Annotated in this window: 17 protein-coding genes; 1 reads left to right on the forward strand and 16 read right to left on the reverse strand. The window is 46.8% G+C overall.

Annotation, left to right across the window (positions count from 1 at the left end; genetic code table 11):
* Nucleotides 1–230: hypothetical protein (locus tag QZ327_RS06130; protein ID WP_294618007.1), on the forward strand; the 230-nt coding region annotated here is incomplete at its 5' end.
* Nucleotides 231–348: 118 nt separating this feature from the next.
* On the opposite strand, the gene QZ327_RS06135 is transcribed toward QZ327_RS06130, so the two are convergent.
* From QZ327_RS06135 to QZ327_RS06210, 16 genes are all read right to left on the reverse strand, one after another.
* Nucleotides 349–1,857, reverse strand: coding sequence for an MBOAT family protein (locus QZ327_RS06135; RefSeq protein WP_294618009.1), 1,509 nt, complete (start codon nt 1,855–1,857; stop codon nt 349–351).
* Nucleotides 1,858–1,891: 34 nt separating this feature from the next.
* Nucleotides 1,892–2,830 (reverse strand): SGNH/GDSL hydrolase family protein, encoded by a 939-nt coding sequence (locus QZ327_RS06140; protein ID WP_294618010.1) that lies wholly within the window; start codon nt 2,828–2,830, stop codon nt 1,892–1,894.
* Nucleotides 2,814–4,190: an SGNH/GDSL hydrolase family protein gene (locus QZ327_RS06145; protein ID WP_294618011.1), complete on the reverse strand. Its 1,377-nt coding sequence runs from the start codon at nt 4,188–4,190 to the stop codon at nt 2,814–2,816. Before QZ327_RS06145 ends, QZ327_RS06140 begins: the two co-directional genes overlap by 17 nt.
* Nucleotides 4,191–4,314: 124 nt before the next feature.
* Complete coding sequence (locus tag QZ327_RS06150) at nt 4,315–6,006, reverse strand: site-specific DNA-methyltransferase (protein ID WP_294618012.1); 1,692 nt, start codon at nt 6,004–6,006, stop codon at nt 4,315–4,317.
* Nucleotides 6,007–6,018: 12 nt separating this feature from the next.
* On the reverse strand, nt 6,019–7,335 hold the full coding sequence (locus QZ327_RS06155) for a DNA adenine methylase (protein ID WP_294618013.1): 1,317 nt from the start codon (nt 7,333–7,335) through the stop codon (nt 6,019–6,021).
* Nucleotide 7,336: 1 nt separating this feature from the next.
* Entirely contained in the window at nt 7,337–8,545 is a 1,209-nt protein-coding gene (locus tag QZ327_RS06160) for a phospholipase D family protein (protein ID WP_294618014.1), read from the reverse strand.
* A 385-nt stretch (nt 8,546–8,930) separates the two neighbouring features.
* Nucleotides 8,931–9,224 carry a PG0541 family transporter-associated protein gene (locus QZ327_RS06165; protein WP_294618015.1) on the reverse strand — a complete coding sequence of 98 codons (294 nt, stop codon included), beginning with the start codon at nt 9,222–9,224 and terminating at the stop codon, nt 8,931–8,933.
* Between the two features lie 135 nt (nt 9,225–9,359).
* Nucleotides 9,360–12,530, reverse strand: a complete 3,171-nt coding sequence (locus tag QZ327_RS06170) for an efflux RND transporter permease subunit (protein WP_294618016.1) — start codon at nt 12,528–12,530, stop codon at nt 9,360–9,362.
* A 107-nt stretch (nt 12,531–12,637) separates the two neighbouring features.
* Nucleotides 12,638–13,654, reverse strand: a complete 1,017-nt coding sequence (locus QZ327_RS06175; protein ID WP_294618018.1) for an efflux RND transporter periplasmic adaptor subunit — start codon at nt 13,652–13,654, stop codon at nt 12,638–12,640.
* 15 nt (nt 13,655–13,669) lie between these two features.
* Entirely contained in the window at nt 13,670–15,031 is a 1,362-nt protein-coding gene (locus tag QZ327_RS06180) for a TolC family protein (RefSeq protein ID WP_294618019.1), read from the reverse strand.
* A gap of 18 nt (nt 15,032–15,049) precedes the next feature.
* On the reverse strand, nt 15,050–15,718 hold the full coding sequence (locus QZ327_RS06185; protein WP_294618020.1) for a TetR/AcrR family transcriptional regulator: 669 nt from the start codon (nt 15,716–15,718) through the stop codon (nt 15,050–15,052).
* Nucleotides 15,719–15,907: 189 nt separating this feature from the next.
* On the reverse strand, nt 15,908–16,444 hold the full coding sequence (locus QZ327_RS06190; protein ID WP_294618022.1) for a hypothetical protein: 537 nt from the start codon (nt 16,442–16,444) through the stop codon (nt 15,908–15,910).
* 382 nt (nt 16,445–16,826) lie between these two features.
* Complete coding sequence (locus tag QZ327_RS06195; protein ID WP_294618024.1) at nt 16,827–16,964, reverse strand: hypothetical protein; 138 nt, start codon at nt 16,962–16,964, stop codon at nt 16,827–16,829.
* A 3-nt stretch (nt 16,965–16,967) separates the two neighbouring features.
* Nucleotides 16,968–17,138, reverse strand: coding sequence for a hypothetical protein (locus QZ327_RS06200; RefSeq protein WP_294618026.1), 171 nt, complete (start codon nt 17,136–17,138; stop codon nt 16,968–16,970).
* A 275-nt stretch (nt 17,139–17,413) separates the two neighbouring features.
* Nucleotides 17,414–18,460, reverse strand: coding sequence for a DUF5627 domain-containing protein (locus QZ327_RS06205; protein WP_294618028.1), 1,047 nt, complete (start codon nt 18,458–18,460; stop codon nt 17,414–17,416).
* Nucleotides 18,461–18,493: 33 nt separating this feature from the next.
* Nucleotides 18,494–20,287: a RagB/SusD family nutrient uptake outer membrane protein gene (locus QZ327_RS06210; RefSeq protein ID WP_294618030.1), complete on the reverse strand. Its 1,794-nt coding sequence runs from the start codon at nt 20,285–20,287 to the stop codon at nt 18,494–18,496.
* Nucleotides 20,288–20,306 lie beyond the last annotated feature (19 nt).

Raw genomic sequence — 20,306 nt, forward strand, 5'->3', positions numbered from 1 at the left:
TATTCCCAATGAGGTGGGAACGCGTTCCCGGCAAGCTGGGAATAAAGTTCCACCACGCAGAAAACGAGTGGCACTCGTATGTTACTGATAATAAGCGTTTGAAGGGGATGTTTCGCAGGCATGTTCTTATCTGTTCGTTCTTCGCCGGTCCGTTTCCGTTCGCCCGCTTCCGCCTGTCGGTCTGCGCGGTCTCTCCGGTCGTGTTCCCCGGTATGGCTGCCGTTTTTTAGCACCTGCCCCGAAAGGAGACAACTCCTTCCAACCCACTTTAACTCCTACAGATGAAAAAGCCGTGGGCTGCTACAAGGAGAGAGGAATATGGCATAAAATAATCAAGCATCAGCATGCTCAGAACTGGAAATAAATGAACGGTTGTATCTCCGAACTCTTCATTTGGACAACCAGGTAAATCATCGCAACCAGCAGCAATGCCTTGCCCACAAGCGGAAGGCGAACCACCGCCCTGCTGCAAGCACGTTCCCAACTGTCCGGCACAAAATGGAGGAAGAATCCGAACGACATCAGCGCAAACACCTCCCAATAGCCCGCCACCAATTGCGGCAAGAGCCGGGAACGGAAAGCTGTAAATATCTGGTTCAGCATATCCAGTGAAGTGGAGAAATCGGCATTGCGGAAAAATATCCAGCAGAAACAAACGAAGTGGAATGTGAAGACGACACCGAAAAAACGGCGGATGCCATGACTGCGCTCTCCTTTCTTTCTGCCGGTAATGCCCATCCAGAATTTATGAACCGCCAAGGCAACGCCATGCAGCACTCCCCAAAGCACAAAGTTCCAAGACGCCCCGTGCCACAAACCGCCCAAGAACATGGTGATGATAAGATTGGCATATTGGCGTATCTTGCCCTTACGATTGCCGCCCAAGGATATATAGAGGTAATCGCGCAACCAGCCGGAAAGCGAAATGTGCCAACGCCGCCAGAATTCCGTAACGGATGCCGACTTATAGGGAGAATCGAAATTCAGGTTAAAATGGAAACCCAGCAGCAAGGCGATGCCGATGGCCATATCGCTATATCCGGAGAAATCGCAATAAATCTGGAGCGCATAGCCGTAAACACCCATAAGGTTTTCCACCCCCGAATACAGCGTAGGATTATCGAAGATGCGTTCCACAAAATTGATGCTGATATAGTCTGAGATAACCGCCTTCTTGAAAAGCCCGCTTACAATCAGGAAGACACCCCTGCCGAACATCTCCCTGGAGACAAACAGCGGACGGCGGATTTGCGGGATAAAATCGCGGGCACGCACGATAGGTCCTGCCACCAACTGAGGAAAGAAAGATACGTAGAACGCGTAATCCAACAGATTGGCAAGGGGTGTTATCTCCTTGCGATACACATCGATGGTGTAACTCAGCGACTGGAAAGTGAAGAAGGATATGCCGACAGGAAGAAAGATGTCCATTGCGGTAAACGTGCCGCCCGTGAGCGAAGCAAAGAAGCCGCAGAGGAAATTCGTATATTTAAAATAACACAGCAACCCCAGATTTATCGCCAGACTGACCGTAACCCACATCTTACGCAACCATCGCGCAGTGGTATGCGCCATCAGGCGGGCTATGAAGAAGTCGCTCACCGTAACGATGGCCAGCAAAAAGAAATAAGTGCCGCTGCTTTTATAGTAAAAGTAGTACGAGAACAGGGTGACGAACATCAGGCGGGCGGTAGTGCGGCGCTGCAAAAGCAGGTAACATACGATAAAAGCCGCGAACAACCACAAGAATATGCCGCTGCTGAATATCATCGGCGCATGCGGATCGTACACGAACAGGTCGTGCAGGCGGGTAAGGTCTATATCCAGTTTGTTCAGAAATTCGTCAATATTCCACATCTGTAGGTCTATGGCTTAATAATTTTACATACATTCATCGACTGCAATAGTCATTATACGCTTTCAGCAAGGCACGATAAAACATCTCGCCCTGCAGCACATACCCTTCCGGAAGGTAATGCACGTGGTCAGGACGCATCAATCCCGCTTCCTGCCAATTAAGGCAAGCCCTGCGGACACCTCCGAAAGTTTCATACATGTCCCACACCGCCAATCCGTTGGCATCGGCAAAACGGCGGATTGTCTGCACGGCAACAGAGGTACGGGGGTTGACCTTATAGGTACGCCGGCGACGCTGCTGGCGGAAACTCTCGTATGAACCGGGCGGAGTAGTCATCAGCAACGGCACGCCGGGCAGGCTGTCGCGCAACATGCGTACCAGTTCATCCATCTGCCGATAGTGCAACATGGAGTTGTATCGCCGGTTATGGCTCTCGTTCGTTCCAAAAGAGAGGATGACGAGGTCGGGATGCAACGCGGCAATGTCCGCCACACGGTCCGGACGGGTAAAGGTGGCGCAGAACGCACCGTTTATCCCCATATCCGTATAAGCCAGCGCACCGAAAGTCTTTTGAAGCAGTCCGCCCGCTGTCTGCGGAAAGATGTGGCCGCGGATATGGCTGTCGCCCACATGCACGATACGTACCGTATCGGCAGCAATGCCCAGGCGAAGCATGCGCAACTTTTCCCAAAAAGGGTTCAAAATGCCGACGCTGTCTGTCAGTTCGTTCGCTCCCGGTTGCCGAAAGGCTTCGGGCAAGACAATAAGCGGAACAGACAAGGTATCCGTCCGTTGCCCGCAGGCGATAAGCGTATCGCAATCGAATGCCCTCTCTTGCAGCCGGGGAGAACCGGGAAGCGCATCTTGCGCACAGAGCCATTGTGCCGGCAAGAAGAGCAATGTCAACACCGCACGACAAACGGCGGAACGTAAACCGCCGAATTGTAAAATACCTTTATGGTTCCGCTTCATAAGCACGCCTCCTGTCGTATTGTTCTTTGCCGTAAATCAACGCCTCATAAAGCAATCCTGCCAGATGCCTGCCACCACGGAAATTGATATGCGTATAATCATAATTGGCCAAAGAGGGTTTGGCATGTACCATATCCGCCATACTGCCTTCGCCGCCCATTGCCTCGAACATGTTCCAAAAAGCCACTCCGTTGTCGGCTGCCAAATTCTGTTGGTAACGAATAAGGTTCTTAATGCCGGGCATGGTCCGCAAGACGCCTTCTTCGGTTTTATACTCACGGTCGCCCACACTGACAATGAGAATGCCCGCTTGCGGAAAGGCGCTCTTCAAGTGGGCGATGGTCGTTGCCATGCCGTCGCTGTAATAGTCGTAATTCCGTCCGCGTTTCGTAGCGACATTCAAACCGTACTGAAGGATTATCAAGTCGTAGGGGCGCTGCTCGTTAAACTCGCTCATCATCCATACCGGAACGGAGCGCAAAGGCAGGCCGGAGCTGCCCCGAAGCGAAAAGTTATCGACAATAATCCCCTGCGTGCCGTCCATTGCCAATCCGTAGAACAAGGTAGAGTCGGCGCTTTCCACTCTCCAACGCACGGAACCGATATGTCCCGTTACGTCCATTTCACAGAGTTCGCCCGTAGGCGGAAAAGTCCGGACCTGCGGTTCACCCTTGTTTACGGATGCCGAAAGAGTGACTTCACCTTTATTATAAAAGAAGATGGAGGCATGTTCGCAAGTATCAAGCCGGGATGCGTAGCTCTTCTGTCCGCGAAGTTCCACGTATGCACCGGGATATGGAATGAAGTAGTGTCCCGAAATGCCCTGTTTGCTACGGTCGAAAAACACGGAATCCATAACGGAATGGCTCTGCCAACCGCTAAAGCTGTGCCGCACCGTGGGGCGATAACCGTTGGTCATGGAAGTAATCGTCACGAACCCCACGCCGCACCCGCCGTAGCGCTCCTGCAACATGGCGCGCAGGTCGGCGGTAAGGATATCCGCCTCGATAAAAGAATCTCCGAAGTAAGCAATACGTACCAATCGGGGGGCTGCCTCCAATTCGTCCAACGCACGGTAGAAAGGCGTCATGCCGCGCATGGTGGAGTCACTGTAATCTTCAATACAGGTCATACCGCTGCGGCAAGTATCTACAAAGGCAGGCTTCACTTCCGGTGCGGGCGGCAGCAGGCTGTCCGGCTCGCTTACAGTTTCGGGCACAGGACGCACATCGCCGAGTATGTCTACCCGCCTCAGCACATAACGCCCTATCGTGGCTCCCGGCAACAAACTCATCAGCAAAAGCAAAGCCACTACCATGAGCATCAACCAACCCGTATGTCTCAAAACGCTCTTTTCCATTTTCATGCCTACATTTTAGCGTCTGCAAAGATATGGAATAAAGTTGCTATCTTGCTTCTTTATCCCATATTTAATATGCTGAGATTAATAGCCGGATATACTCAATTCATAAAAATCAACAACTCTATTTTTCAATGACTGCTTTTATAGAAGTGACCGTAAACGTTCTCCATATTTCAAGCCTTACTTTCTTGTAGTCATCGAAGAGCTGACCAACCCGTTCAATTTCAAACACCAGCCGCAGGTCGTTCTTGTCCTCATTCACCTGACCTTCTTTGCGATAGCCAAGACGAGCAATCTTGATATAATACAAATCGCGGATACCCTTGCCGGATAGATACGGCATGAAGTAGTAGAGTTTGTCGAGCACAACCGTTGTTGGAAACTTCTCGCCCGTGTAGTAGATTTTTGCTGAACCATCAAGATACTGCTCACAGTTATCTTTCTTCACATGACAGATGAGAAGATTCTTGGAGAGGTCAATCGGCAATTGACGATGAGCACAAGTAGTTCCGTATTCAATTTCAATATCCTCACGAACCATGCAATTCCGGACCAATGGTTCTTCACCATACTGTTTGAAAAGATTGAAAAGGTCAAGTTGATGGTACATAACCGGTTGTTTTGGGGTGCTTTGCCTTGCTTCTTGAACCTTACGTTCTTCTCCCCTATTTTTGTCAAAATTGTATAGTACAAATTGACCTCCGCCATGCCAATTAACCATATTTGAAATGCCACCTTCCTCACCGTTGACAACCAAATTCATACGTCTAACCACAAGGTCAGTCATCTGATCACCAATCTCTATGCCAATGTAGTTCCGATTGAGTTTGTGAGCCGTTGCCATGGTCGTACCAGAGCCAATGTAGCAATCCAAGACGTATTCTTCCTCGTTGCTGGCAATCTCAATGATTTGCTTAATCAGTTCTTCCGGTTTTGGAGTATCGAATACATTCTCCCTTTCAGGGAACAATGCCAGCAGATGCTTCTTCGCACTATCTGTTGTGCCATAATTATCACCCGACCACAATGTTTCAGGTGTCAAACCAATCCTTGCGTCACGCAGAAACTTTTTAAGACGAGGAGTATTGCAGCCGTCCGTTCCAAACCAAATGTTATTCTGTGAAATCTCGCGGAGCATTCTTTCTTGATTATAAACCCAGCATCTTCCTTTCGGAGGATTGTATTCAATACCCGATGGAGAAATAATAGTGTAGAACTGGCTTGCTACAGCATGACCAGCCTGAACACTTGCAGATACGGACTGCCAAGGTCCACGTGGGTCGTTGTCCGGATTCTTGTATTTACTTTGAACAAAATCATCATCTACAGGAAGTAGATTACGTGACTTCTTGAATGCTTTAATATTCTTGGCATAGACAAGCACATACTCATGATTGCATGAAAAGACAGCACGATTTTCACGTGTTTTTCTTTGTCGCCACACAATAGTACTTGCAAAATTCTCACGACCAAATATCCTATCCGCCTCCACCTTCAGATAAGCCATTTCCTTATCATCAATAGAAATCCAGATACTTCCGTCCTGCTTTAACAGCATTTTCAACGAAGAAAGGACAGCTCGTATGTCTTCCAACCATGCAGAAGTAGAGGTGTTGTCATTATAATAATGATAGGAATCTCCATTATTGTAAGGAGGGTCAATGTAGATACACTTTATTTTCCCACCATAAGAAGATACAAGTTCCGGAAGAATATCCTTATTGTCACCCTTTATTAAAATGTTTTTGCAATCCTCGCCACCAATAGAGTTCTCTTGATCAATGGAAAATTTTATGTTATTGTTTAATGCCACAAATGCCTGAAATTAATTATTGTTTGTACATATAATAAGCAATTCAGCTTCGTCCGATGCTTCAAGAAAATGCTCCGTAGAGTTAAGCTTATTGTGCTTGAAACTACCCGCAGAAACAATTTCAACGTTTTCAAAATACACCTTTGCCAATGAAATAATCTGCTGCATGGTCACAACTCGTGGATGTGATTTTTTCGTTTCATCGTAAGGTGAATACGAAAGTAACAGATTTCTTCCTGAAGACGAAGTCAATTCAAACATCTTGCGAAATGCAGATGGCGCTTTACTTTTGATGCAGAAAGGTGACTGATGCCGATCTTCACGATAAATACCGTTACTTACGTGAGTCGATCCGTGAATAGTCACCTTTGAAATCTTCGGAGTGTCTCGAAGAGTCAGCGTTTCCAACACATGATAATAACGACTATAATGGTCACGAGTGTATGGCGGATCTGCATAAACAGTCTTCACATTGTCAGGCAACATCATTAGACATTGCTCATAATCTCCTTGCAACGTAGTGTGTTGAAAATCATTTTTTGAAAGATTTTTGTACTTGAGAAGCCACTCACGATAGAGAACCGGTACGTCTATAGTTTTATCTTTAACAGCTTTGTTATAAACCGTTACTTTGATTTTACCCTTTGAATCCCTTGCCTTAATCGGCTGAGCAAAATGTTTACCAACAGTATCAACTACATCACTGGCCGTACTCAACAAAGCGGCAAGATACAAATCTCTATTTTCGTCTGGTACGAATCTGTCTATTCCTTCAAGAATGATATCAATATCGGCTGCTTGCTTGTATGAGAAATACACGCCTCCATAGTAGCGGCTTATCAACGATCTTACATCGTTTAACCCTTTTGCTTCAAGTTGACGGTTAACAGCGCAAAGTTGATCTGACAGGCATGAAATATTATGTTCGATGTTGAAAACCTCTAACGAACCATGCTCGAGAATGCTGGTCAACACCTCAAGATTTTTGTTCTCAATTGCGCTCTCCTCCAACTCAATCAACGGAGCGAACGTCTCTTTCAACTCTCTTGCATAACCAGTGTTGATGGTTTCAAAGAAATCATTGATTTCTTTATCTGTCACATCAAACTTTTTAAGCAATGCATTCCCGATGACCTTGGAATAACCTTGAATATCACAAGCAACTACCGGATGTGATTTGGACAACTTGCGCGACACACATCCTGAACCTGCGAACAAATCACAGATTCCAGCCTCATCGGGTGTTGCATCAAGTACTTTATCTTCGATGAAATCCAGCAGGCGCAATTTACTGCCAAGGTAGTTTAATGTTCTGAAATTGTAGTTCATTTTAGATAACCAATTCAGGATAAAGGGCATGGACAGCCTCTATGTGAACGATGTGTCTTCTCAACTCGTCTGCTCTTCTAACCTTACTTTCAACATATAGGTACTCCTTGATTTTCTTATATGCCGGATGATCATATAAAAGGACTTGATACAAGAATTTGTCATTATCTATCTTGATAAACAGTCCGATAGGACGATTGATATTGCCCGGATAAGCTCCTGCTGTTTCTTTACAATGTATCTCAAAACGGTAATTATGACTCTTCACAGAAACCGCTTGACGTGTTTCTACATCACCTAATGTTCCATCTTGGGCAATGTTTATCAACTCAATGTTATAAAAGTTGTTTCCACGCTCGGCACCAAAGAAGTTCTCAAATATTTCGACAGGGAAGTTTACCTGCTTCCAACGAGGACCACCACCAATCTCTGCAATCAAAACCTCTTCACCATTAACCGGTATCGATTCTTCAATTATAGGTTTGCCCGGATTTGACTCATTCTCCGTTTTTGTAATCCGTTTTGCCTTTACCTGCCTTCCCTTTGGTACAAAACCTTCAGGATTACGCTGAATCTTAGTTCCATTAAAAGTTATGTGTTTGCTGGAATTTGCTGTTTTATCTCTACCATTGTCATATTTGTCTGTACGTTCTGATTCTGTCGGTATCAGTTTTTCAGCATACAAGTCGTCAATAAGCTTTTGCGTAATTGGCATCAAATTTACATCAGCACCATCAAGAATAGACTTCCAATAAACATAGAAATCATTATGAACTGAATGTTCTCCCTTCGCATCCTTGATAAGCAAAGAGCATTCAATGTTCTTTACCAAACCCATTGTGGTTAAATTGTTCGATCCGATAATGAGCGTGAAAATATCCGTGTTCTCAAAAAGATAGATTTTAGGATGGAAGATATTGACAGATTGCGTATGATAAATCTTTGATTCCACACCCCAAGAGAGAACTTCTCCGAGAGCCTCTTTTGACGTTCCTTTTTGATCAATACCTAAAATCACCTTAACCTTCACACCTCTCTCTTTCTCTGCCATGATGTATGGAGTCAGAGCCGACACTCCCCCGTAACTTGCAAATGCCACGAGGCAGGTAAATGAATCGTATCTCTTACTATTGAATTGTTCTATAAGTTCCTTGGCCACAGAAGTATCTGCGTCAAGGTTGTATCCTTGCCCTATGATTTTGGTATCCATAATATTGTTTTATTTTTATCCGTTATTCTTTCCACGTCTTTCAGCTAAACCAAACAGAACACCGTTTTCAGGCAGCCTATACTCTCAGCCATTGCGTGAACCATACAATATGTCGACAGCAGAACGGGAAGAACGATTGTCCAGGATATTGCCATATCAAAAGACTCACTCATTTATCTTAATGTTGTAAAAAAGCAAACATATCTTCATCAGGCATGGCAAAAATAAACATAAAATCCGATAAGCTAATACCTTTTGGTGGAATATTCTCAATACAAGCAGGAGAAATAAAAATCCCCGTCATTGCCGAACCGTACTCCTAAAAGACTCATATCGCTTCAGAGGTACAGTCCGGCTATGGCGGGGACACAATTCCGCTAAAATCTTAAATGGTTTTCTCCACGTTCCAAACAAAGGCACGGAGCCCCAATTGTTCGGTCTCCACGTCCATCTGATGAAGGGCTTCGAGTAAAGGGTCCACTTTGGCATCCTCCACTATCGTGATAATGGCGGAGCACATGCTGGGCCAGGCATGGCTGCCGTAATGCGGTTCACCCGTTTTGCTGCCACGTCCCTGCACTTGTTGCCAGTAACTGAAACCACGGCAGTTATGGCGATCGAGCAGTGCCATGATGCGCTCGTAGAAAGCCTGGTCGAATGTGATAAATATAGATTTCATTTTAATTTATGATTTATGATTTATGATTTATGATTTCAGGTTTCAGATTTCAGATTTAAACTGTACATTCCTGCAGGAAACGGGAAGAGGGTAAAGTTTAAATCTGAAATCATAAATCTGAAACCTGAAATCCCATTATTGTTTCTTGGGTTTCGTCATCTTATCCTTATGCGAAAGGTAATAGTCGTTCAGTTCACGGTCCTTCTTTATCTTGCGGCGTGCGCGCTTGATACCTGTGCCGGCAAACGAACAGTAGAGTACCGGGACGAGAATCAGGGTCAGGATGGTAGACACCGTAAGACCGCCAATCACCGCTACGCCCAGCGGACGCCACATTTCGGAACCTTCGCCCTGGCCTATCGCCATTGGGACCATACCGAGGATGGTAGTCAGCGTTGTCATCAATACCGGACGCAGACGGCTACGGCCTGCCGTAACCACCGAGTGGAGCACGGCCATGCCACGCTCGCGACAGAGCGTGATATAGTCTATCAGCACAATACCGTTCTTCACCACGATACCAATCAGCATGATACCGCCCAACAGACTCATCACATTCAGGTTGGTGCCTGTAAAGAAGAGCGCCATCAACACACCGCTGAAAGCGAACGGAATGGAGAACATGATGATGAACGGATAGGTCAGCGACTCGAACTGCGCCGCCATCACGATGAACACCAAAATGATGATGAGCACCGCCAGCGTACCCAAATCGGAGAACGAGTCTTGCTGGTCTTCGTACGAACCCGAAATCTGAATGGTAATGCCGTTGGGCAGGTCCATCTGGTCGATAATCTTATTACCCGCAGCCACCACATCACCCAACGGGGCACCCGAGATAACGGCAGACACGGTAACGATACGTTCGCGGTCCTTACGTTCGATGGTAGGAGGCGCGGAACGTTCCACCACCTTGCCCAGGTCCTTCACACGGACAGCCTTTCCGGCAGGAGTATAGATAAGGATGTTCTCCAGGTCTTCAATCTTCGTACGGAATTCGGGAGCGTAGCGCACGCGGATGTCGTACTCGTCACCGTCCTCGCGGTAGTAGGAAGCCAGGGCACCGTTCACGCGGTTGCGCAGATAACCCGATGCCGTAGAGAGGTTCAACCCGTGCAGGGCAAGCTTCTCGCGGTCGAAGTCCACCTGATATTCGGGCTGGTAGTCCTGACGGCTGATATTCACCTCACTCACGCCCTTCACGTTGAGAAGTTTCTCCTTCAATTCCGCCGACACACGGTCCGTAGCCGTGAAGTCATAACCGTAGACTTCGAAATCGGCACTTGCCTGGGCGCTCATACCGCTGTTGCTACCACCCAGAATTACCTGTGCCTTGTCCAGTTCGGGATAGCCCTTGAGGTCTTGGCGCATTTCATCGCACACAGTCTCCAGCGTGATATCACGGTCGCCCACACTCACCAAACTGATATTGAAACTGATGATGTGGCTACCGTTGTCCTGCATCGAAGCAAAGGTATTGTCCGAGTCCGCCTGGCCCACGGTGTAGTTGCATACCCTCAGCACGCCTTCATAGCGCTTCATCCACAAGCCGGTCAGTTCCGAAGCCAATGCCTGCGCACGCTCCACACGGGCGCCGATAGGCAGTTGCAGTTTCACGGCAATACGCGCGTTGTCCGCCGCCGGGAAAAACTCGGAACCGATATACTTGGCGCACACCAAGCTGAGAGCAAACAAACCGGCACATGCCACCACGATGGTCTTGCGATGGCGAACCGCCCAGTTCAAACGGTTCTGATACCACACATCGAGGGCATCCAACGCACGCTGGATGGGTCTATAGAAAGCGATGAACCACTTGCTTTGCTTCTTCTGCAAACGCAGGAGCTGCGAGCACATCATCGGAGTGAATGACAAAGCCGATACGGTGGAAACGGTCATAATGACGCACATCATCCAGCCCAACTGGCGGAACAACACGCCCGACATACCGCTTACCATCGTCAGCGGGAAGAATACGGCAATCATCGTCAGCGTAGAGGCGATAACCGAAATGGCGACCTCGTTCGTGGCATGTACTGCCGCCTGCTTCGGCTCGGAGCCGCGCTCAATGTGGGTGGTGACGTTTTCGAGCACCACGATGGCATCGTCCACCACATTACCGATGGCAATGGAAAGACACGAGAGCGAAATGATGTTCAGCGAACCGCCGTCGATGATGCCCAGGTAGATGAACGATGCCACCAAAGACATCGGGATGGTGATACAGATGATGACCGTGGCACGCCAGCGTCCCAAGAAGACGAACACCACCAGGATAACGAACAGCATGGCATAGATGATGGTTTCTTCCAAACTGGAAATCGTATTCAGGATGTTGTCCGACGTATTGACGATGATGCCCAGCTTCACATCGCTCGGCAAAGACTTCTGCAACTGCGGCAGCATGTCGATTACTTTCTGCGAAATGGCTACGGAGTTGGCACCTGACTGCTTCTGCACTACAATCATGGCTCCCTGCACACCGTTGCTGAAGGTTTTCTGCGCACGCTCCTCTACGGAATCCACTACCCTTGCCACATCGCGCAGATAGACGGAAGCCCCGTTGTACGTGCCCACCACGATGTTCTCCATCTCCTTAGGGTCTTTGAACTCACCCTCCACACGCAGCGAATAGGTGTTGCTGCCCACATCGAACGTACCGCCTGGCGTATTGCGGTTCTCGGCAGTGATGATGGCACTGATGGTTTCCACCGAAAGGTTATAGGCATCCAGCTTGTTGGGGTCGCAATAGACGTTTATCTCGCGTTTGGGCGCACCCGAAATGGAGACCGTACCCACACCCGGCACACGCGCCAAGGGATTTGCCACGTTGTCGTCCAATATCTTATAAAGCGCCGGCTGGCTCTCTTCCGCCTGCACAGAAAGCAAGAGGATAGGAATCATGTCCGTGCTGAACTTGAAGATGATAGGTGTCTCCACCTCATCGGGCAGCATGGAACTTACCATGTCCAGTTTGTCGCGCACATCGTTCGTCAGCACATCGATGTCGTAGCCGTATTCGAACTCCAGCGTAATCACGGATATGTTTTCCGACGAACGCGAAGTGATATGTTTCAGGTTGCTGACAGAGTTCAGCGTATTCTCCAACGGACGGGTCACGTTGTTTTCGATATCTACCGCACTGGCACCCGGGTACGAGGTCATCACCATGATGGTGTTGGTTTCGATGTCCGGATAAAGGTCCACCGGCAGCTTCGACAAAGAGAACAGACCAAATATCGCCACTGCCAGGAAGCAGAGCGAGGTCATAATCGGTTTCTTAACCGCTCCTTCGTATAAACTCATTTCTTTAATGATGAATTTTGAATTTTGGATTATGAATTACAAATGGCATGCAGCACCACAGAGCGCAACCCATTCCAAATTCATAATTCCAAATTCACTATTAATAATTATTTTTCTACTTCCACTTCCACGCCGTCGGCAAGTTTGGACTGTCCGGCAATGACAACCTGCGAATTGTTGTCCACACCGGAAATCAGTTCGTACTCCGTGTCCATGCGGCGGCCAAGTTCCACCTTATTATAAGAGACCTTGCCATCCTTGTATACATAGACATAACGGTCGCCCGAACCGGCACGCTTCACGATGGCGAGGTCGGGAACCACCACATGGTCCTGTGTGCCGAAATTCAGCGTGACGCGGGCAAACATTCCCGGGCGCACGCGCTGGTCGCGGTTGACAAGCTGCACTTCCACGGGGAAAGTACGCGTGGCGGCATCAATCGTGGGGTATACAAGACTTACCGTACCCTCGAATTCCTCATCGCCATAAACATCCACTTTCACCGTTACGGGAGCGCCCTTCTTCACTTTCGTGAAATATCCCTCGGACACATTGATGAGCAGCTTCACCGGAGTAATCTGCTCCACCACAAGGACAGGAGCACCACCGCTGTACATGTCGCCGTTATCGTAGTTGCGCGCAGTCACCACACCGTTGATAGGGCTAAGCAGCGCAGTGTTCTCCAACAGGTTCTTGTAAGAGGTCTCGCGTACATCGAGGTTCATCCTGGCGGCATCCCATTCCGACTTGGAGGCTCCGCCCACCTTGTAGAGTTCGTCCACACGGCTGAACTCGATACGCTGGTTGTCCAGCTGGAACTTCGCCTGTTTCAGGTTGGCGGCATCCATGCTGACAAGCTTCTGTCCCTTTGCCACACGGTCGCCCACTTCCACAAAGATGCGGTCGATACGCACCGGCGATGCGGGAGCAATATTGTTCTTCACCTCGGCCTCTACAGTTGCCGTATACTCCTGCACCTGATCTACCGGACGTGAAGACACACCCGCCAACTTTACTTTCGGCTTCTCTTCTACTTTCTCCGCAACGGCTTTTTCAGCACCACCGCTGCAAGCGCCCAACAGTGCTACTGCAAGCAGGGCAATCAATTGAAAACTTTTTTTCATATCGTCGTTTTTATTTTATTTCTGATTCTTAATGATATAGTCTCTTCCCAGCACCTGGTCAAGATCAGCCTTAGCCACCAGATAATCGTATATGGACTGGTTGTAAGTAAGCTCCGCCTCGGTGAGCTGCACCTGCGAGGTATTCAGCTCGAGCACGGTTCCCTTGCCCACTTCATAACGTTTGCCGGCAATCTGCACCGCTTTTTCCGCCTGCATCACATTCTCCTTGTTGCTGGACACCTGCTCCGAGCTGGCTGCCATATTGTCCTGATAGCTCGTTATCTGCATGTTCAGCTTGCGTTCCGTGTCGATACGGTTCTGGTCTAACTGGCGCATCTGGATGCGATTCGTTTTCAACTTCGTGAAGTTGCTTGCCTTATATAAAGGAATGCTCAGGTTGAATACCAGCGATGAACTGCTTCCGTAATTATAGTTGAAGAGGTTCCAGTTATCGTTGTTCATGGACTGGTATTGATAGGAATATCCCAGACCCAATGTCGGCATGAAGTTGGCACGCAACGACTTGATGTTCTTCTGGAGCATCAGGCGGTTCAGTTCCAACTGCTTCATGGTGGTGTTGTTTGCCAGACCTTCGTGAGCCGCATTGTCCAACTGATTGGCGAACACCACGCCTTCATACGCAGCCAGGCTATCGTCAATGTCGACATCCACATCGGCAGTGATGCCCATCAGCACCTTCAGTTGCAATTTGGAAAGCGTCACGGCATTGCCGGCAGAGATAACACTCGGCTTCACGCTGCGCATCTGCACCTCGGCGGTGATTTTGTCAAACTCACTGACAGCACCCTGCTGATATTTGGCGTTGACAATGTTATAATTGTCTTCCGCCAGTTTATAACTCTTTTGCAACACATCGTAAGAGTCTTGCGCCAGCATCAGCTGATAGTATGCCTTTGTCACTTGGTTTACAAGGTCCTGTTTGGAAGCCCGCGACTTCTCCACCGCCAATTCAATATCCGTCTTGGTCATCGACATGGCACGATACACCGCCGGGGCAAACAGGGGCAGGCTGATGTTCAACGCTCCGGTGACCGTATTCGCCTTGTCTTTACCCATTTTCACGGTCTGGTCTCCGATACTGAACTGCGGCGCCGTAATGGTATGGTTCATACTTCCCGAAATACTCGCTTCGGGCAACAGGCTTTGCCAACTTTCCTTGTAGCCCACTTCTTTCAGCGCAATCTCCTCTTCCGCCACTTTGATGGTGGGATTATCGCTCAAAGCAATCTCCAAAGCCTTGTCAAGGTTCAGGGTCAAAATCTCTTTCGTCCCTTGTGCTTGTGTGTAGCCGCCTGCCAGCAATATGGCAACGGCCAACATCCATTTCTTACCCTCAAAAAATCTCTGCATCTTCATAAAGTAATTAATCGTTTTCTATTTGTTCTCTGTCTCATTCTTTCCGGTAATCGTCTTTTTGCGGTATTCCCGGATAAACACCTCCAGTTCGTGCGCCCCTTTCTCCGTAGAGATTCCACGCAGGAAGGTGAACATGATGGTTTCATAAACTTCCAAAAAAGAGTATTTTTTGCAAATATCCGTATTCATCATCAAGTCAATCTGTTGCCTTACCAGCAAATCGACAATGGCAAAGTTCACATCATCGCGGAAAATGCCCTGCTCCACGCCTTCCTTCAAGAAGTCCACGGCTTTTTCCGTATCCCTGTTATGCCGGCTTGTTATCAGCGCATAGGCTTTGGGATACTTCTTGATGTCTTCAAAAAACTTCTTGTTGGTGGCATGAAACTTCTCGATGCTGCGCTGGTAGCATTTCAGCAGGACTTCCAATACGTTTCCGGATGTAGCAAGCACTTGTTTCAAAAATTCATCACCTTCTTTCTGTCCTTTCAGGATACACTCTTCAAGCAAGGTTTCCTTGTCGGAAAAGACTTCGTAAAGCGTACGTTTGGAAATGCCCAACGAAGTGGCAATGTCGTCCATGGTGATACTTTTGATGCCGTGCGCCGAAAAAGCCTGTATGGCAGTGTCGATGATGCGTTCTCTCAGTTCCGGACGAGGAGTAAGATGCTTGGTATATTCGCTCATTTCTCTTCCTTCTTTTAATTTCAAAAACTCTTTTTAGAGCCTGTCCGAACAAGCCCTTATCCATTTTCGGAATAAAACGCAGCAAATATAGGAAGAAAACTCAATCCGCCGATTAAGTTTTCTCCCTTTGTTCAATACGATTAATAAAAATTAGTGTTAGGACAGGTTTATTGGGAAAAGTCCTCATTATCATTCAGTCAGTGCCGCTCCCCCGGACAAGGGCACGATGCGCCCCTTGAAGCCGAAGTTGCCTCCGCTGTAGATTTTACCGGACCGGACGAAACATTGGTCGGAGTTGCGATAGAGCGTCATGACCCATTCGAAGGCCAAATGAGGCTGGTCGCCCAGTACCCGCAAACGAATGTCGGTATCTCCGTTCTTCCGCACCCGCGGGTCGTCCATCTGCAAGTCGGCTTCGCCGTGGTTGAGCGGAGTGTCATAGAAAAACAACCTCAAGCCCTCTTCTTCACGCAGGAGGTATGTCTGCAACTTATCTCCCTTTATCAACAGATAGCTGCCCGAGAGCTGTCGCACACGGGGCTTTTCGGGACGGTCGGAAGGAATGTAAACTTCCTCCAGCACAATCTTGCAGCTACGGGAAGTCAAGGCATGCAGGGCGACACGATGGGCGGCATCTCCCACGGCGGTGTCGGTAGTCTTGCAGCCTGAACACACCAACACAAAAACAACACACAAAATAAATGCGAATAGAGTTCTATCTTTCATTTCGGTAACCGGTTAAGTTAATATAAAGCATCCAAAGCGTATCGCTATGAGATATTTCGCAGGCTTCACCACATGGAATACATGCGCCAAACCATTCTCCATTCAAAAATAGAATTCACCAAACAAGAGTACGTAACACTCCGATTCCGACTAAAATCTTCTTCATGGCATAAAAATCGAAGGGTTAATAGCACCTTGACAATAATAAGAATAAATTATGATAAATACAAGCGATTTGGATGAAAAAAGCAGCAGCATACACGCTTTTTTCCAATAGTAAAGTTATCGAATCCATGTACCTAAAGCGCGCAACGAGAATGAAAGTACACAAAGCGCGTCAAGAGATACGTTTCGCTGCCAAAAAGACAGCGATTTCATCGCTTTACTTACTCACCGCCCCGCTTTTCTCCACCCAACGGGGAAAGCGGCGCATACGGTCTGCATGGATATGCGGCATTTCAAATACCTTGTCAAGGATAAAGTCAACTTCGTCAATGGTAATGTTGGTTATGCTGTTCAAAAATTACTCAGCATTCATCCGTTCCTGCTCGCACCTTATCCTCTCCTCGCCAAACAGATCAAGGCGAGGATGTCTGCGTTGTTGCTCTCTGTCGATCCATTCACGCCCTCGTTTGACCAAAGTATCCATCTCCTCATCTAATTTGGCAATACCGATTGTGGTAAGTTCTTTCATTTTGCTGTTGATTTTCTCAACGACTATGATTCCTACATTACTTGATGGATATTTCTTCCTCCTGATATGCATTTTTGCAGCGTATCACCCATTTTAGGGTGACACAAAATTACAAAAATCTATCCATTAGGTAATTACAAAATTGTAGTTTTTAGCGTGGCAAAGTCAGGAAAAAAGAAATAGGGTCAGTCCTGTAAATGGAACCAACCCTATTTCTTTTAGTATGAAAAGTTCACTGAACTACAATATAACTTTTCCAATCTTTCACTATTACATCATTCTACATACTTAGGCGTGAACTCTTCCGAAGTGACTCCCCTTCTCTGCCATACCAAAGTATCTGTTGTTTGAAGTTGTTTTACTCCTCCAAAATCTACCTTATAATCCAGATACAATCCGTCACGGTCTTTATTTCCCCATGCCTTTTTCTCTGATTTTTTCAGATACTTACCGGTTCCTATTGCAGTAACGCCATCCGTTTGGGAAGAGATGGTACATTCTCCTTTTTCATTAAAAGTAAGGAGTAAATCACACGTTAAGTTCTGCGGGGTTCCTGTTCCATCAACATACTTGGTAGTCAATGGGAAAATGACGGAATTCAATGATTGAGTAATAGTAGAACAGATTTCATCATTCTCTACATATTGCTTATGACGCACCTCTGTAGTAGTCACTCCATTCTCTATCACAATATCTTTTCCCCTTCTAAGATAGTAAGCATGATAAGGATTGATATACTTCACACAGTAGAGTACATAATCCATGGGCTTCACATCCCAATACGAAGAATTAGGACGCTGGGGAGTGTCACCCTCAATGATAGGCTTGCCGGAGAGTATCCGATCAGCCCCAGTCTGGTTCTTTATCACCAAAGGTATCACATAAGTGTTTTTCAAGGCAGCCGGATCTGCAAAAAACGCATCATTCAACTGTACTTCCACACCACCTTGAAAACTACCATTAAAAAGAATCTCATTACTCGCAAGAGAATAGTATTCTTCCGGCATAGGCTTTACTTTCGAATCATCCCCAAAATAAAGATGATCGCACAAAGTTTTGTCTACCGCTATCTCCAATTTAATGTTCCGGCCATTATATGCTCCTCCCATAGTAGCATAAATCTTACACTTATGTTGGTTATCGAGCGTAGTGTCATACTCGTCTTCTCCCAGTACAATGGTACGTACCGGATACTGATAAGGGAAATAGACCGACACGCCACCTTCGTAATCGGGGAAAGAAACATCCATGTTCTCACAGGAAGAAAGCAATGCGACCAAACCTCCAATAGATAATATTGTAAATAATCTGAATAGTTTCATATCATTTATTGTTTTATAAATTCAACAATAGAATCACCAACCTGCATTCTGCTGCAAGTTACTGAATTTTTGAGTTTCACTATAAGGTATAGGACCATAATACATATAATCCTTATAATTACGGGGTTCTACCCCAAGTGAGGAATAGGTCAAAGTATTGTCATCAGAAGCCTTACTTATCTCCATGCCCCTTGCCGTTTCGTTCAGCTTCGCCAAATCCACTTTCCAACGGCGTAAATCCCAAAAGCGGAAATTTTCAAAACAAAGTTCCAGACGGCGTTCATTGCGAATCAACTCACGCATTTTATCCTTATTTGTTTTGGCATCTTCCAAATAGGGGTCGCCATTGTCAACACCTACACCCGCACGTGTACGGATAGCCTTTATTACATCATAAGCAGAATAGTCGTGCGTTCCTTTTCCAACAGGTCCCCAAGCTTCATTGGCAGCCTCGGCATAAGCAAGGAAAATCTCCGTATAACGGATATAAGCCGTATAATGCTTTTGTGTAGTAGTTTGATTGGGTGTAAGGTCTATATCTGAACGTAATTGTTTACGTAGATAATATCCTGTACGGGTAGATTTCCCGTTTTCACCATTCAATCTATCAAGGTTTGTCCCATAAGTTCCTGTGACAATTACATCACTTCTCACACCCTGTGTTTCTCCATTTACAAGAATATATGTTTTCAACCTGGGATCACGGTTCTCATAGGGATGATTGGCATCATAATTTCCCGATGTTTCAGTAATAGGATATCCATTCGCCATCGGGAATGCATCAACTAAATTTTGAGTCGGATTCACACGCCCATTACCGTAGAGAGAAGGGGGATAATTGTCCGTTTCACGAGAATTACTTTCAGTAACTCTACTGCGCCAAAGAATCTCTTGCGGATTTTCACCTGCCGGAAGGTTGTTCATTTCAGCCACATTGGCATACCAAGTTCCCCCATTGGAAGCCATACCCGAAATGCCACCTATACGGTCTAATACTATTGCCGCATTATCGGCTGCATTTTGCCAAGTAACACCGGAAGCATCACCATAAGCAGGACTGGCGGACATCAATAACAACTGAGCACGTATTCCCTCAAGGATTCGACTACTTATTCTACCCTGCATATGGCTACCAAAAGCACGATTATAGCTTTCCGCATTAGCACCTGCCTGAACAAATTTCGCCGGAACTTCCTCTGCTGAAGTTACATCACCAAAGTCCAAAGGAAGCAATTCCATAGCCTGGTCAATGTCGGCTAAAATCTGTTCTACACACTTTTGGAAAGAATCACGAGGACGGTTGAAGTCCGAACTTGCACCCTCCGATTCCAAATGTAAAGGAATTCCTAACAACTGACCATCAGCGGAACGTCCCGCATGCGTTTGAAGCAGGAAAAAAGTATGTAATGCACGCATGGCATAGCACTCACCCTTAAAGTGCATATTAAACATCGCGTTAGCGGACTCATCTTCCGTCCATGTCACCAGATCACAGTTTTCTAATACCACATTGATATTCTGAATGGCATAAAAATGTCTTGTCCAACGCGACAACGGATTATTATTAGAAGCCCAGCTTCCTGTAGCCATCTTCAGATAATTATTGTCAATGTCATTAGAAACAGCATCATCTGTAGCCAAATCACTTTGCGGTGCATTCGTATAGGGAAGCAAGGAATAAGAATGTCCCAAAATACTTTGCGCAAAAGCCGGTTGATGGTGCATATACCCCTCATCGTATATATTTTCCAATTCCGGTTTAAACATGTCCTCGCAAGATGTCAGCAACGGCATGCAAATCAGAAGGTTTATCAATATTTTCTTCATATTTTATTTCTTTTATTTC

This window comes from uncultured Bacteroides sp., from assembly GCF_910578895.1.
Lineage (GTDB): Bacteria > Bacteroidota > Bacteroidia > Bacteroidales > Bacteroidaceae > Bacteroides.